At 52.6% G+C, this 15,375-nt stretch carries 12 protein-coding genes and 1 pseudogene; 12 read left to right on the plus strand and 1 reads right to left on the minus strand.

Annotated features, from left to right (window positions below; translation table 11 throughout):
- Positions 1-337: 337 nt before the first annotated feature.
- A pseudogene (locus QMO62_RS33650) lies at positions 338-541 on the minus strand (transposase); the annotation flags it as partial.
- A gap of 415 nt (positions 542-956) precedes the next feature.
- Here QMO62_RS33650 and QMO62_RS27200 point away from each other — a divergent pair.
- The 12 genes from QMO62_RS27200 (at position 957) to QMO62_RS27255 (ending at position 15,371) form a co-directional block, all read left to right on the plus strand.
- Entirely contained in the window at positions 957-1,904 is a 948-nt protein-coding gene (locus tag QMO62_RS27200) for a carbohydrate ABC transporter permease (RefSeq protein ID WP_284645635.1), read from the plus strand.
- An 11-nt stretch (positions 1,905-1,915) separates the two neighbouring features.
- Positions 1,916-2,737 carry a carbohydrate ABC transporter permease gene (locus QMO62_RS27205; RefSeq protein ID WP_284645636.1) on the plus strand — a complete coding sequence of 274 codons (822 nt, stop codon included), beginning with the start codon at positions 1,916-1,918 and terminating at the stop codon, positions 2,735-2,737.
- Positions 2,738-2,765: 28 nt separating this feature from the next.
- Positions 2,766-4,220 (plus strand): ABC transporter substrate-binding protein, encoded by a 1,455-nt coding sequence (locus QMO62_RS27210; RefSeq protein WP_284645637.1) that lies wholly within the window; start codon positions 2,766-2,768, stop codon positions 4,218-4,220.
- 84 nt (positions 4,221-4,304) lie between these two features.
- Positions 4,305-6,128 (plus strand): cache domain-containing sensor histidine kinase, encoded by a 1,824-nt coding sequence (locus tag QMO62_RS27215; protein ID WP_284645638.1) that lies wholly within the window; start codon positions 4,305-4,307, stop codon positions 6,126-6,128.
- On the plus strand, positions 6,109-7,668 hold the full coding sequence (locus QMO62_RS27220) for a response regulator (RefSeq protein ID WP_284645639.1): 1,560 nt from the start codon (positions 6,109-6,111) through the stop codon (positions 7,666-7,668). Before QMO62_RS27215 ends, QMO62_RS27220 begins: the two co-directional genes overlap by 20 nt.
- A 129-nt stretch (positions 7,669-7,797) precedes the next feature.
- Positions 7,798-9,141, plus strand: coding sequence for an ABC transporter substrate-binding protein (locus QMO62_RS27225; protein WP_284645640.1), 1,344 nt, complete (start codon positions 7,798-7,800; stop codon positions 9,139-9,141).
- A 64-nt stretch (positions 9,142-9,205) separates the two neighbouring features.
- Positions 9,206-10,072: a carbohydrate ABC transporter permease gene (locus QMO62_RS27230; protein ID WP_284645641.1), complete on the plus strand. Its 867-nt coding sequence runs from the start codon at positions 9,206-9,208 to the stop codon at positions 10,070-10,072.
- A gap of 89 nt (positions 10,073-10,161) precedes the next feature.
- The gene (locus QMO62_RS27235) at positions 10,162-10,956 is read left to right on the plus strand and encodes a carbohydrate ABC transporter permease (protein ID WP_284646696.1); all 795 of its coding nucleotides are present in this window, start codon (positions 10,162-10,164) and stop codon (positions 10,954-10,956) included.
- A gap of 185 nt (positions 10,957-11,141) precedes the next feature.
- Complete coding sequence (locus QMO62_RS27240) at positions 11,142-12,038, plus strand: AraC family transcriptional regulator (RefSeq protein WP_284645642.1); 897 nt, start codon at positions 11,142-11,144, stop codon at positions 12,036-12,038.
- A gap of 14 nt (positions 12,039-12,052) precedes the next feature.
- Entirely contained in the window at positions 12,053-13,042 is a 990-nt protein-coding gene (locus tag QMO62_RS27245) for a Gfo/Idh/MocA family protein (protein ID WP_284645643.1), read from the plus strand.
- Between the two features lie 18 nt (positions 13,043-13,060).
- Entirely contained in the window at positions 13,061-13,861 is an 801-nt protein-coding gene (locus tag QMO62_RS27250) for a sugar phosphate isomerase/epimerase family protein (protein WP_284645644.1), read from the plus strand.
- Positions 13,862-13,919: 58 nt separating this feature from the next.
- Positions 13,920-15,371: a sulfatase family protein gene (locus tag QMO62_RS27255; protein ID WP_284645645.1), complete on the plus strand. Its 1,452-nt coding sequence runs from the start codon at positions 13,920-13,922 to the stop codon at positions 15,369-15,371.
- Positions 15,372-15,375 lie beyond the last annotated feature (4 nt).

Raw genomic sequence — 15,375 nt, forward strand, 5'->3', positions numbered from 1 at the left:
TAATTATCTAACTTCACTTAACGATGTGTCCACTTTTTATTCTAGCTGCATTTTTCATCTTACAGTGGCAGATGAACACATATTAGGTACAGTAAGGTGATTTCATAACGTTACAGGGAGCATTACCGGGCCGTGTTAAGCGACAGACGCTCTGTAGCGCCATCTATATGCCGCAGGCAGTGATGCCGTAAATGCTGTTCTCCTTCTCGAAAGGGTCTACTTCTAATGAAGGTAAACAGGCTAAAGTGACCCGTATAACAAATTTATATAAGAAGTCAATTTCATAATAAATTTCTGCCGCAGGTAACCAATTTCGATGTGTACATTTTCAAAAAAGTTACGCGGCTTGTTTGGTCAAACGGATGTTCATGCTTAAATGATTCAGCGCATATGTAGACACGTTGTACGTTAGGTAACATAGTTCGCGATCGACAAACGCCCGTTTTTTGAGCCTTCGTGTAGTGCCCATGCCAAAGTATAATTTCAGATAAGCAAAGACACGTTCAATAGCCGTTCGCAACTTAAACAATTCGGCAAACTTAATGTGGGGAGGTACTCCTTTTTTGTTTGCCGAAAAACCTTATTCCACATGGGCTTTCTAATTATGAAATTGACTTAAAGTGCAACAATCCTTGACCCTAAACGAGGTTCAGAACGAGATTTGTGAGAATACGCATCTTTGAGAGATCACGATGGCCGGAACCGAGGCAAATGGTCTTGCAATGTTGTATCTTCGCAGAAATCTCTTTGATTTGGATACATTTCATGGGAAAATATGCCTTTTTGCGGAATTTTTGCTATTTTAACTGCACAGCGCTTTCCTTAATCGGTATGCGTAATCCGCCGGCATGACCGAATCGCCAAGAAGAATGGCGCAATAGACAATGAAGAAACCCCGTCCTCCCGGTATGATAAAGCTATGCAAGGGAAGTCATCGATGGAGAGGAGGGACGGCTTTGAATGAATACCTGATCCCCGAAGCTGCCGATCCGGTCCGGACCGAAGAGGCCTCCCGGTTGAAAAAGAAACGGCTTATCAAAAAGCATGTGACCGCCTACGCCTTCCTCATTCCCATTTTCGTATCCATGGGATTATTCAAATATTATCCGCTGTTCACCGCCATTGTGAAATCGTTCTATCAGTGGAACGGGGCGAACCTCAATACGTTCCTCGGATGGCAAAATTATGCGAAGCTTTTTCAAGACCCCACTTTTTACGTATCGCTTAAAAATGCAGCCGTGCTTACGGTGATTTTCATCCTGATTCAGCTCACCCTGCCGCTTTATGCCGCCATTGGGGTGTTCCACTCGCCTAAGAAGCTGCAAAGTATATACCGGGTGCTGTTTCTGATCCCGATGGTTGTGCCCCACGTGATTGTTTTCTTACTGTGGCGCTGGATTTATATGGGCAACGGAGTGCTGAATACACTGCTGCGACAGCTCGGTTTAGAAGCCTGGGTGCATGCCTGGCTCGGGGAAAGCGCCACGGCCCTCGGCGCCCTTCTGTTTGTCAATTTTCCGTGGATCGGAGGAATCTACTTCCTCATCTACCTGGCAGGGCTCATTACGATTTCCAAGGAATTATTCGAGGTAGGGAGCATTGAGGGAATGAATGCCTGGCAGCGGTTTTTGCATATCGAACTCCCGCTGATTAGGAATCAGATTCGGCTGGTCGTGATTTTGGCTTTTATCCATCAATTTCAGAGCTTCGAGAATGTTCTGGTGCTGACCAACGGCGGACCGGGCTTCTCCACATTAACGCCTGCCCTATATTTGTACAAAAAGGGCTTCGAGTATAATGAGCTCGGCTATGCTTCCGCTATCGGTGTGTTGGTCTTCCTTATTCTTTTCTTGTTTACGCTTACGACGAACCGCTTCATCAAACGAACGGAATCTTTGGATTAGGAGGGGCTCTGATGCGAACATGGTCACTAGGCAGGGCCGTAAACCAAATCTGCCTTGCCGGGCTTTTGATCCTGACATTATTTCCGTTCTACATGCTGATGATCACCTCATTGAAGCTTCAGGATCAAATTGTCCATCATTTCTGGTACCCGGTGCTCCCTCTGCATGCAGACAACTTTGTGTCGGCTTTCCTGCAAACGGCTCCGTTTATAGGAAACTCGCTGTTGATTTCTGCCGGAATCATCGGCTGTGTGCTGATCAATTCCACGCTCGCCGGCTATTCCTTCGCGAGGTTCACGTTCTTCGGCAAAGAGCCGTTGTATTACCTGATCCTCCTCCTGATGATGGTGCCGGGCTTTCTGCTATTGATTCCGCAGTTCATCCTATTTAAGCAGCTCGGGCTGCTCAACACGTATTGGGCGCAAATCCTAGGCCCCATGGCCGGGGCTTCCGCGCTGGCTACGATGCTGATGCGGACCTTCTTTGAGGGCATCTCCGGAAGCTTGATCGAAGCGGCTGAAATCGAGGGGGCCGGAGAGCTGCGCATTTTTGCCCAATTCATCGTACCGTTATCCAAGCCGGTGATCGCAACCGTAGCCATTATTAACGCGCTGAACGGCTGGAACAACTATATATGGCCGCTTGTCGTCACCTCGGGCAATAAGGTGAAGCCTATCATCTTGGCACTAAGCAATATAAAGGGGCCTATGGATCAGGTTCAAGGAATCCAGTTTGCAGGGTACGTCATTGCATCGCTGCCGCTGCTCGTATTGTTCGTTGCTGCGACGAAGCCGTTCATCAGCGGAATTACCGCCGGTGCCGTGAAAGGCTAACCAATTCTCTACGGAAGGGTGCTTGCCCATGAGTATCAAACGTTCCATCCAAAGTCTCATTTCCCTCTGTATTACCCTGCCCCTGGTTCTTTCCGGGTGCGGCGAAGCTTCTTTAACAGATTCCTCCGGCGGGGACAAAACTGGCGGCAGTAAAATCGAGCTTAACGTCATGGTCATGTCGGAGGCGGGCGGCGATCAGACGGAGCAGCAGGTATGGGAGGAGACGGTGCGTTCTTATAGGGAGAAACGGCCGGATGTGGAGATCCACCTGCAGCTGCAGAACTTCGGGGGCGTCGAGCAGCACAGGGCCTGGGTCACGACTCAACTGATCGGAGGAACGGCGCCGGATATTTTTACGACCCGATATATTTGGGATCAGGAGGACTTAAAGAAAGGACTGCTTACGGATCTTACCCCTTACTATACGAAGAAGCAGCCCCATCTTGGCGATAAAGCTTGGTCGGACATTTTTCCCAAGACGCTGCTGCAGCGGCTGATCGGTGATAACCAGACCTATGCCAGCGTGCCTACAAGCGTAGACTCTGTTCGTGTTCTGTACAATAAACATTTATTCGACAAGGCCGGTATCACCAAGCCGCCGCAAACGTGGAACGAGTTCCTCGCCGCGCAGGAGAAGCTTAAGGCGATCGGCGTGACCCCTTTCGGATTTCCGAATACGAAGCCGGGCGATTACAGCTACAGCTGGTCGGTACGCATCTTGACGGAGGAGCTGATTGCTGGTCAATACGAGCAGCTGGATACGAACAAAAGCGGCTTTATCGAAATCAACGAATATGTGAAGGCCGTAGACGAAGGGACCGTAGACATCACGAAGCCGCCTTACAAGGACGTGTTCCCGATCATTAAGCACTGGAGCCAATATTGGCCGAAAGGCTATAACGGCATCGATTTCGCCAGCTCCTCGGATATGTTTTTGCGCGGCGAAGTCGCCATGGTGATGCGAACCTCCGGACAAAGCAAATCGCTCTTCGAGTCCAAGGCTCGCGGCTTCGAGATGGCGGCTTTCCCGCTTCCTTACTTGACTAAAGAGAATCATCCGCAGGCCCTGGGCAAGCTGATGGAAATCGGCGGCGTGCCTGCTGGAAACCTGGCCATTCCCAAATCCATCAAACCGGAAAAGCTTGACGCAGCCATTGATTTCATGGCCTATATCACCTCCGCCAAAATACAAGGAAACCATGCGGAGAAGCTGTATCGTACTCCGGCGACTACGACGGCGGAGCTGCCGGATCATCTGAAGGGCTTCGCGTTCGTAGGCGACCCGATGAAGCTGAACATTTACGGCGGCGAGGTGGATAAGAACGTTACCGAGAACAATCAGAAGCTGGGGCAGCTTTATTTGGAGGGCTCGATTTCTTTGGATACGTATCTAGGAGACCTAAAGAAGGTAATGCAGTCCGGAGTGCAGCAGAAGAAGGACGAGAACAAATGGAATGCGCAGAATCATTACGGAATAAAGTAATAGACAGGGGATACGGATTGCCTAAAGGGTGACAGGTATCCCCATCTTTGTTCTTCCAGCACACTAAGGACGGAGCCCTTGCCTATGCTAAAGACGAAGATGTTCCTTTCCTTTTCCATGGTATCCTTGTTTATCGTCGGGATCACCTGCGGCATGTTCTACATCAAATATACCCGCGACATTATGCACCAAGCCTCCTCTTTATCCTCCATCATCTCCAGGCAATTTTCAGAAATGGTCGATTTGTATATGCAAAATATCGAAGAGCTTTCTCTTTCCGTATCGATTTCTCCTGCCGTCCAAAGCGCTCTAATGGATTATAAGAGAGCCGGCGATTCGTTCGAAAAGGAGCTGATAGGCTATAGACTGAGCCCGTTTTTATTTGATTTTTCCTATCCCAAGCCCTATGTTCAAGGCATTTCGATTCACACCTTGGACGGTTATCTGTACTACTATGTCAAAATGGTCGAGAAACATCCTGCAGCTCCTTATCCTCAGGAAAAGCTTCAGACGCTCGTGGAGGAGCTGGAAAGCAAAAGGTTTATTCTGCAAACCTCCGTCAGCGGTGAAGGCATAGGGGAACCGGCCAAACGGATCGTCTCCTTCCACCGGCGCATTCATCGCATTCCTACGCAGCAGGCTATCGGAGTAGCCACGATCCATATCAACGTCAATGCCTTTAAGGCGCTGGCGCGCCCGAATTTGCAGTCGGATGAGCTGGGAAGCCAAATGACCATGCTGCTCCTGGACGAGCAGGGGGAGATCATTTATGAGAACGGAAGCGCAGGATGGGAAGGCTCGCGTCCGATGTTCCCCATGGATTCGCTGGAGCCCGGGAAATCCGCAGGTGAGCTGGTGTGGAGGAGCAAAGCTTACTTTTATACTTATGAGGCTTCCGATTATACCGGCTGGCATACCGTTTCGCTTATTCCGAAGACGATAGTGCTTCACAAGCAGCAGAACATCCGAAACCTGATCGTTGCCGCCGGACTGGTTACCATGCTTCTCGTCGCCTTGGTCTCCTATACGCTATCGTATCAAATTACACTTCCGCTTCGTAACATGATGCGTAAGATGTCCAGTGTGGAGCTTGGCAATTTCAACCAACGGATGGAGTATACCGGACGGAACGAGATCGGCAAGCTAAGCCGGATGTATAACCATATGCTGGACAGCATCTCGCGTCTCATTCATGAGGTCTATGAGTCCAAGCTGGCGGAGAAGAATGCCCAGCTTGCCGCCCTCCACGCACAGATCAATCCCCATTTTTTGTTTAACACGTTAAACATCATGAAATCGATCAGCCGTCTGCGGGGCATCGAGGAAGTGGCCGAGATTTGCGTATCGCTGGCCGGTCTGTTCCAATACAGCATGAAGCAGCTCGACAGGCCCGTCATGCTTCTGGAGGAGCTGGCACACCTTCAGCACTATTTCAAAATCCAGCAGCACCGGTTCGGTGACCGTCTGGAGCTTGAATACCGTATCCCGGATTCGCTGCTGAAGGCCAGACTGCTGAAGCTGACCCTTCAACCGCTTGTTGAGAACGCTGTTAACCACGGCCTGAAACGAAGGAAATCCGGCGGGAGAGTTCATATCCAAGCGGAGGTGCGGGAGGGCATGCTGCTCCTGACCGTATCGGACAACGGGGACGGCGTCGAGCCGGAACGGCTTACCGTCTTGCAGCGGTCACTCGGTACGACCCATGCGCTGCAGGGTTTAGAAAGGGAGTCGAGCGGCGTTGGCCTGCTGAACATTCATCAACGGATCCAGCTGTTCTACGGCAGGGAATACGGAGCGTGCATCGAGAGCAACCCCGGCTCGGGAACGACCGTTACCCTTAGGATGCCTTTATCGTTCGCAGAACAAGAGGAGGAGGCTGAAGAGAGCTATGAACATCTTTCTGGTTGAGGATGAATATTGGGCATTGGCGGAGCTGGTTGAGCTGTTCCGGGTCTATGAGCCGGAGCACCGGATATATTCATTCTCCAATGGGGAGGAAGCGCTGGAAGCAGCGGGGGCGATTCGTCCGGATCTCGTGCTAACCGATATCAACATGCCCGGTATGGACGGACTGGAGCTGGTGGAGGAGCTGAACCTTCTGGACCCCTCCATTAAGAAAATGATCATCAGTGTCCATGATCAATTCGAGTATGCGCGGATGGGCATGAAATTCGGGGTCGCGGATTTTTTGGTTAAGCCCGTTTCCAAGGAGGCTCTGTACAAGGCTGTTGATCAAGCGCTGCGGCAGCTGCTGGAGGAAAGGAAGAAAACGGAGGAATGGTTTCATGTCTCCTTGACACGGTTGCTGCTCACGCCGGAGCTGCCGTCCGATCCCAGGTTATTAGGCTTTCACGATGAAGCCTATCTGCTAATCCTCGTATCCGGTGAGGCTGATAAGGGCAAAAGCCAGCTTACGAATTCGATGCAAACTACCGAGAGGCTGATGACTTTGCTGTGCGTTCCTGCCAAGGAGGATTTCGTAAAAGTGGATTTGGACGGCAGGCATAAGGTCTTCCTTAGCAGGGCGGCGGCTTCGCTTCGGCAGGAGATTGTGAAAACCCGGTTAACGGAGTGGGTGGCACCACAGCATCACGGCCCTGAGGCCTTGCATATCGGCTTTGTTCGGAAACCGGCAGGACAATCTTTGTTCGAAGTCTTGGAACGGCTTAAGAAGCATCTGGAGGAGCACAAGCTGTTTGAATTTCCGACAATCGTATCGATGAACGAGCAGCCTGCGGATGCAAACCTGAGCGGCGTCTGGGATCGCATCCGGATTCTGGAATCGCACTATCGCAAAGGAGAGCTCTCCAAAGGAAAGGATGTCCTCATGCGTCTGCTGAACGAGCTGCGCCGTCATCGTTTGACCAAACGGCAGCTCGATTTGTTGATGAACGACATGTTCTATTCGCTCAAATTCAATCTGTACCGTTCCCGAACCGGCCATCTTCCTGTTCCCGATCTTCATGATGATTCGCAATTGTTTCAGCATATTTATTACTACGACAAATTGCTGTCTCCCCTTCATGACAAGCTGGTAGAGCTCTATGGGGCAGAGGACAGGAAGGAGGCCAGTCCGAAGGAGCTGATCCCCATCCTGCTGCACCTTATCCATTTGGAGTACCGTAACCACCTGTCCCTGCAGCAGTTCGCCCAACAGCATCATGTCAGCTTAGGGTACTTGTCCCGTATGTTCAAAGAGCAAACCGGATGCACGTTCTCCGACTATGTTACGGAGCTTCGGGTCCGTAAAGCCAAGGAACTGCTGTGCGGTGGCGCCTGTGGGCTGCAGGAGGTGAGCAGGCTCGTGGGCTACGAGGATCCCAAATATTTCAGCGCCCAGTTCAAGAAGCTGGTGGGCCTGACACCTCATCTGTATGCTAAGCAGGCGATGTCCGCATTAATGGAACCGGGGCGTAGCGAAGGAAAAAATGTCCCCCTCAATCGGTAAAATCGTATGTATTCCCGTGTAAGCTTATCTCCTACAATGAAATTATCATTCCATGGGTACAGCACCCTGGATGCCGGGTGGGCTTCACGGCCGCCTAGGTTAGGTTTCACATATAGGGAGGGTATTCGTATGAAACGTAAACAAATCGTTGCCTTCATTACTTGCGCAGCACTGCTGTCCACAGCCGCTGCGGGATGCTCCCAAGGCCAGACTGCAGGAGGAGGGGCTCCGGGGGACAATAAAACGGCTCCGGCGGATAGCAAGGGACCTGAACTGAAAACGCTTACGTTGTTGACCGGGACTACGGGAACGGCATATCCGGCCCTTCAGGCCGTAGCCGCGGAAGCAGAGAAGAAGCTGAACCTCAAGATCAAATTCGATGTGAAGCCCGACGGTACGGAAGGCGATAACCTGGTGAAGACGCGGCTGGCCACCGGAGAAATGTCGGATATTTTATACTACAACTCAGGCTCGTTGTTCCAGGCGTTGAACCCGGAAGAGAATTTCGTCGACCTGACGAAGGAGCCTTATATGGATAAGCTGCTTGATTCCTTTAAAGTGACGGTCAGCTCCGGCGGGAAGGTATTCGGTGTGCCCGGCGGCTCCTCCAATGTGGGCGGGATTCTCTATAACAAACGGGTTTATAAGGAGCTTGGGCTTACGGTACCCAAAACATGGGCGGAATTCATCGCTAACAGTGATAAAATTAAGGCGGCCGGCAAAACGGCGGTCATCGGCTCCTATAAGACAACCTGGACCTCCCAGCTCTATGTGCTTGCGAACCATTACAACGTTCAGGCGCAGAACCCGAATTTCGTAAAGGATTATACCGAGAACAAGGCCAAATATGCCACAACGCCGGCGGCCCTCCGCGGCTTCGAGATGACGGCGGAAACGTTCAACAAGGGTTACATGAATAAGGATTTCCTCGCAACCACTTACGACGGGGCGCTCAAAATGCTGGCAGAAGGCACCGGTGTCCAATATCCGATGCTGACCCACGCGGTCGATGCGCTGGCCCAGAACTTCCCGGATAAGGTGAACGATATCGGCGTATTTCCGGTTCCGAGCGACAACCCTAGCATCAACGGGTTTACCGTATGGCTGCCTAACGGCCTGTATATTAACAAGAAGAGCAAGAATGCGGATGCGGCCAAAAAGTTTCTGGAGTTCCTGGTCTCTCCGGAGGGCATGAAGATCTATATGACCAAGAGCAAAGCCAACGGGCCTTATGTCATTAAGGGCATTAACGTTCCGGACGACGCATATGAGGGGATTAAGGAAATGCAGAGCTATTTTGACGCGGGCAAAACCGCACCTGCTCTGGAATTCGTATCGCCGGTGAAAGGCCCGAACCTGGAAAGCCTGCTTATTGAAGTCGGCACCGGCCAGAAATCTCCCTCCGACGGGGCAAGCGATTACGACAAAGACGTCAGGAAGCAAGCACAGCAGCTCAATTTACCGGGCTGGTAAGCGGCAGAATACCAGTAGCCGCGGTTCCGCCCTGGGCGGGACCGCGTTGTAAGGAGGGAACGGGATGACGTTAGCACAGAAGAAGATGTATTCTTACTTATTCCTGCTTCCGGCAGGAGTCATCTACTTCGTCTTTTATCTGCTTCCAACCATCATGTCGCTTTTTTTCAGCATGACACGGTGGACTCTAACGAAGTGGCAGTATATCGGCTTTGACAACTATGTCATGTTCTTCGAGGAAACCTCGCTGCGAATCGGGTTTAAGAATACGTTGATTTACGCCGTAGTCACCTGCGGGCTGAAGGTGGTCCTGGCGCTGCTCTTGGCCACGCTGTTAACCTCACGGATCTGGTTTAAGGATTATTTCCGCTCGATGGTGTTTTTCCCGACGCTGCTCAGTACGATTGCCGTTGGGATTGCCTTCAGCACGATGATGCATCCGACGCAGGGGGTCATTAACAGCGCTTTGGCCTCCATTGGCATTGAAGGCCCGGACTGGCTCGGCAATACGAAGCTAGCCTTATACTCCGTTGCGTTGATTGACGTCTGGAAGGGGGTAGGGATTGCCACCGTAATCTACATCGCAGGCATTATGTCCATCCCCCAGCACTATTACGAGGCGCTCCGAATCGACGGGGGCAGCGCCTTCCGCAGCTTTTGGCACATTACGCTGCCGCTTAGCCGGCCTGCAATGAATTCGGTTATTATTCTTGCGTTTATCGGCGGGCTGCGCACCTTTGATCTAATCTGGGCGACGACACGAGGCGGCCCGGGCTTTTCCACGGATTTGATCGCCTCCATTATTTACAAACAATATCAGGCGGGCTTTTACGGATTGGCTACTGCGGGCAATGTGATCTTGTTCGTCGGCATCTCGCTGCTGGCCTTCCCGTTGTACATGTTCCTTAACCGAAGGGAGGTGGAGCTGTGAGCGGCACCGTTCGAGTATCGCAGTCCGTTTTGGCCAAGCGAAAAGCCGGCGTCCTACCGTTCTTAAGCCGATCGATTGTGACGCTGGTGATGCTCGTGTTATCTACAGTCATTTTTTGGTTGCCCTTTTATTTTGTCATTGTCAATTCGTTCAAATCGAGTGTGAAAGCCGCGGATATGACGATGTCCTGGCCGGATACGCTGCACATCATTGAAAACTATACAGCCGTGCTTACCGCTTCCGATCATATGCTGATCAGAGCATTTTACAACAGCACGCTGCTTACCGTTCTGTCTCTGACCGGTCTTGTCTTTGTGAGTTCACTTGCCGGTTTCGTGCTACAGCGCAGGGAGCGGAGCAGGGGAGCGGCCAGCCTTAACTTTCTCGTCCTGGCTGGTCTCATGATTCCCCCGGCTGTCGTGCCGACGATCTGGGTACTGAATTCCGTAGGGCTGTTCAAGACGCTTCCCGGCTTGACGCTGGTAGAAATCGCCCTTCATTTTCCTTTCTGTGCCATTCTGTATAAGGCTTTTACGGCTACCGTTCCGCGCGACATCGACGAGAGCGCGTTCATTGACGGCTGCGGGGGCTTCAAGCTGTTTACACACATCATCTTCCCGTTGTTAAAGCCGGTTTCCTCCACCATCATCATTATTCAATCGGTCAGCATCTTCAATGACTTTGTCAACCCGCTGTACTTTTTGCCCGGAGCGGAGAACGCGACCGTACAGCTTACGCTATACAATTTCATGAGCATGTATCTGACGAATTGGAATTTGCTTTTTGCCGATGTGGTCTTGATTTCCATTCCACCGCTTATCTTATTTTTATTTTTCAATAAACGGATCGTAGCTGGGATGACGGCGGGTGCCGTGAAAGGGTAGGGATCACGGTTGGCGTAATCGCCTATGAAATTGGCGGATTTCACAATGCGGAAATTGCTTGATTCCTTTATGATAAATGTAGCAGGAAATGGAAAGGGAGGAAGACGGCTACTACGCAGGAAGCGCCGGTCTTACACAATTACAAGCACGAGCATGGCGTATTCCGAAGAAACGAAGGAGGACCCATGGTACGCCAGCTGCACAAGGCACAGTTTTTTCATGAAAGTGAATGCCCCTTTAGCATCGGTTCCTATGTTCATGACAAGGAAATTACGGAACATTCGCATGACTTTGTTGAACTGGTGTACTTAGCGGACGGTCAGGCTGAGCATTGCTTCGAGGGACAAAGCTATCCGATCCGAGCCGGCGATGTCTTCATCATCAATCCGGGTGAGGTGCACTCGTACCGGACTATGCCCGGTCAGCGCATCGAGCTCATCAATTGCTTGTTCTTGCCTGAGCTGATCAATGAAGCGCTTCTGCGCGAATTAGGGGTTTCCCGCTCCATGGACTACTTCTACGTATATCCCTTTCTCGATGCGCGAGAGCGCTTTCACCACAAGCTTAACCTGTCCGGGCCCAAGGCGGGGGAGGTCAGCGCTCTGCTTAAGGCCATGATCGTCGAGTGGGAGCAGCATCGCCCCGGTTACCCGACTGTCATCCGGCTGCAGCTGCTTCAGCTGCTGATCATTCTGTCCCGATTTTATGCCGAGGGATGCAGCCAGGAGCACAAGCCGCTCGAGAAGGAGCGGACGGTTTTGATCCGCAGAATCAACGGTTTTTTGGAGCGGCACTTTGACCAGAAGCTGGCGGTGCCGGATTTATGCGATTTTTTCAATATCAGCAACCGGCAGCTGAACCGCATCTTCAAGCAAGAGACCGGGCTGACGGTAACGGAGCGCATTCATCAAATTCGTATTGAGCGAGCCAAGCAGTATTTGCTGGACGGTCATGAGAAGGTGATCGAGATCGCACATAAAGTGGGATATGAGGATCCGTCTTTCTTCACTCAGCTGTTTCGGCGCAAGGTCGGCTGTCCACCTGGGCAGTACAGGGAGCTGTATACCAAATCCAGTTCATAAACGGAGGTAGTGATATGACGTTGCAGGTTGGGGTCGTCGGGGTCGGGAACATCGGGTCTATTCATGCGGGTGTGTATAAGGAGCATCCGAAAACGGAGCTTGTGGCCGTATGCGATATTGTGAAGGAGAAGGCCGACCGGGCGGCCGAGAAATTCGGCTGCCGCGCATTCTACAGCGTGCAGGAGATGCTGGACAGCGGGATCCGGCTGGACGCTTGCAGTGTAGCGACGAAGGGGGAAGAGAACGGCGGGGAGCACTTTGAACCAACGATGCAGCTGCTCGGCGCAGGCGTTCCGGTTCTCGGAGAGAAGCCGATCTCCAACCGGATCGAGGAAGGAGAACGAATGGTCGCGCTTGCCCGGGAGAAGCAGCTTCCTTACGGCGTTAATTTAAATCACCGCTTCACTCCCGCAGCGGAGCGGGCCAAGCGTTGGGTGGAGGAAGAGCGGCTCGGCAAGCTGCACATGATCAACATGAAAATGTGGATCAACAACCCGGTGGAGACCTCCCCGTGGTTTCATCTGCGGGCGCTTCATCCGCATTCGTTCGATGTGATCCGCTACTTCTGCGGCGACGTGAAGCGTGTAGCTGCCTTTATGATGAAGGGAGAGGGCAGAACGATTTGGTCCAATGCCCAAATCATCATGGAATTCGAGAACGGCGCCATCGGCAACCTGGTCGGGAGCTACGATGCCGGACCGAGCTATGGGCTGGAGCGCTGCGAGCTAGTCGGGTCCAAGGGCCGATTCGTGCTCGAGGATGCGTGCGAGCAGCTTACCTTTTATCCGCGGCAAGGGATTGAGACGGAATCCTACCGCTGCCTTGGCGGGATGAAGGCCTTCCCGGAAACGTTCAAGAGCCGGATCAGCGATTGGATCGAGCAGTTGGACGCCAAGGTGCCCTTCGACCAAATCAACGGCTCCGGAGAGGATGCACTCCGGGCTCAATACATCATTGAGGCTGCGATCCGCTCCTTTGAAACATCCAATATCGTCGAGCTTTAATCATAGGGGGATGGAACGATGATCCGATTAGGAATAAACTCGGTGTTGTTCAAGGAATACGATTTCGCAACCGCAGCTAAGCATATTCAGCTCTGCGGGTACGACGGAATCGAGCTGGCGGCGATTAAAGGCATGTGCGAGCATCTTGAGCTGGAACGTTGGAGGGAGCAAGCCCCGCAAATCAAGGCAATCACTGAGGAGCTCGGCCTTGCGCTTCTCTCGATGGAGGTAGCCTCGCTGGATGAACAACGGCTGCAGCTGGCATTCGAGGCCGCACGAGAGCTCGGTGTTCCGATCGTAAACGTCGGTCCGGGGGGCAAATCGAACGTGGACGAGGACTTGTCCGCTTCGATCGATAAGCTTGCGCGGATGGCGGAGCTGGCCGGTGAATATGGGGTGACCTTGTGTGTCAAAGCGCACGTTGGACAATCGGTCTACAATACGCCTACGACGCTTCGCGCAATGGAGAGCATCGGCTCGTCTGCGTTTGGGATCGATATGGATCCGAGCCATATTTACCGTGCCGGAGAGAATCCCGAGGAAGCGCTGGCCCAGGTGGTCAGCCGGGTCCGGCATATCCATATCCGGGACTGCAAAGGGCGCCAGGCGGGTCCGGGTCCCATCGAAGCCCAAGCCTGCGGGCGCGGAGATATCAACCTGATCGACTACTGCAAAGTGCTGGTGGAGAGCGGTTATGACGGACCGGTCAATCTGGAGGTAATCGGGGCGAACGGCCATTCTCTCGCGCAGCTGTCCGTTGTCGCTGCCGAAAGCCGCGGATATCTGCATGCGGTATTGAAGTCCCTCGGAGCCAGATAAGCTCGCTTAGCTGTCATTTATTTTTAGGAATAACCTGATAAAAAAGGAGTCCTGCACGATGAAGAAAAAACGGCCCAACCTGCTATTGCTTGGAATTGACAGCCTGCGGAGAGATCATATGAGCAGCTACGGATATTCGCGATTAACAACCCCGCATCTGGATCAATTGGGTCAGGAGGGGGTGCTGTTCGAGCAGCATTTCTCTCCAAGCATTCCCACCACTCCGGGGTATGCCTCGATGCTGACGGGAATGGACTGCTTCGGTACGGATGTCGTTGCGCTGCGGCACGGCGGTCCGCTCGGCGAACATGTGAAGACGCTCGCGGAGGTACTTGGGGAGCAGGGCTATAACACAACCTGCGTCGGATTTACCGGCAATCCTTCGGCACGCGGCTTTCAGACTTATCTGAACTATGAAGCATGGCTGCCGGACGAAACGGGACGCTGTCCCAAAGCGGAGAACCTGAACGAGGTCACGCTGCCCGAGATGAAGAGGCTTGCGGCCGGAGAACAACCGTTCTTCTTATTCCTTCGTCACATGGACCCGCACACTCCTTATTTGCCTCCGAAGCCGTTTGAGCGTCTTTTTTACGGCGGGGATGAGAAAAATCCAAATAATCGCTCCTTGGATGCGTTATATGATTTTAAGCCGTTTGTCGAATATTTCACCTCCTGGTTTCCCGAAGGCTGCACGGACAGTTCGTATATTGATGCTCAGTACGACGGGGCTGTCGCTTACATGGACGCATCCATTCAAGCATTGTTCCGGCAACTGGAGGAGCTCGGTCTGGAGGAGGAAACTTTGATTGTCGTGACCTCCGATCATGGGGAAACCTTGAACGAGCATGAGTGCTATTACGACCATCACGGGTTATACGAATCGAATTTGGTCGTCCCCCTGATCCTGCGTTACCCCGGCAAGCTTCCGGCCGGCAAGCGGGTAAGCAGCCCCACGCAGATTAAAGACATTATGCCGACCTTACTGGAGCTTCTGGGCATCGATACGGACATCTCCTTCGACGGCAGGTCCTTACTGCCGCTCATCCGGGGAGAGGAACGCGTCCCGGAGAGCGAAATGTACATCACCGAGTGCACCTGGATGCGCAAGCATGGCTGGCGCACATCGGAGTGGAAGCTGATCATAGCGCTGGAGCCGGATCTGCACTTCAAGCCGGAGGTGGAACTGTACAATCTGATCCGGGATCCGCTTGAGCTGAACAATGTAGCTGCAGAAGAACCGGAGCTCGTACAGCTGCTGACAGCACGAATGGAGTCGCATATCGCTGCACGAGAGCGGGCGACCGGACGCACCAATCCGATGTACACGAATCTGAACTGGCACGGGAAGGGCTGCGGGCCTTTCACATCCTCCCAGCAGGCGTATGATTCCATGCAGATTCGGTCGGCTTCCTCGGCAAGAAAGCTGCAGGCCAAGGAGGCGGAGAAGGAAGCGGGCCAAGGAGCCGAAACGGTTGCGGCAGCCCGTGAGAACTCGTCCGAGAGAGCGTGATTCA

This window comes from Paenibacillus silviterrae, assembly GCF_030167925.1.
Classification (GTDB): Bacteria; Bacillota; Bacilli; order Paenibacillales; family NBRC-103111; genus Paenibacillus_G; species Paenibacillus_G silviterrae.